Annotated in this window: 1 protein-coding gene; it reads right to left on the bottom strand. The window is 63.1% G+C overall.

The window, feature by feature from the left end:
• Nucleotides 1-74: 74 nt before the first annotated feature.
• On the bottom strand, nt 75-417 hold a 343-nt coding region (locus FJV41_RS56125; RefSeq protein ID WP_141649655.1), incomplete at its 5' end, for an Lrp/AsnC family transcriptional regulator.

The raw sequence follows: 417 nt of genomic DNA, 5'->3' as shown, positions 1-417 counted from the left end.
TTCAAAGTGTAGAGTCGAGCCATGCTCGACTGCTGTTGCGTTGCGATCAGAAGGCAGTCGAGCATGGCTCGACTCTACAGGCCTGGCAGCAGCGGCACTTCGAAACTCCGCTTCAACGTCCCCAGTGCCACCGACGTTCTGAAGCGTTCGATGTTGTCATCGCCGCCGAACAACCGCTCGGTAATGGCCTCGTACTCTTCCATCGACGCCGCCGAAAGCAGCAGCAGGAAATCGCCGTCGCCAGTGATCGAGTAGCACTGCTGCACGGCCGGGTCGTCCTGTACGCGGCGCTTGAACGGCGCTACGCGTTCACGCTGCTCGCTGACCACGCGCACCTCGACGATGATGGTCAGTGGCCGCCCGACCTGGGCGGCGGCGATCACCGCCACATTGGCCGCGATCACGCCGCTGTCCTGC

Source organism: Myxococcus llanfairpwllgwyngyllgogerychwyrndrobwllllantysiliogogogochensis (assembly GCF_006636215.1).
Lineage (GTDB): Bacteria > Myxococcota > Myxococcia > Myxococcales > Myxococcaceae > Myxococcus > Myxococcus llanfairpwllgwyngyllgogerychwyrndrobwllllantysiliogogogochensis.
The sequence above is the reverse complement of the archived record's forward strand: the minus strand, read 5'-3'. Positions and strand labels throughout refer to the sequence as shown.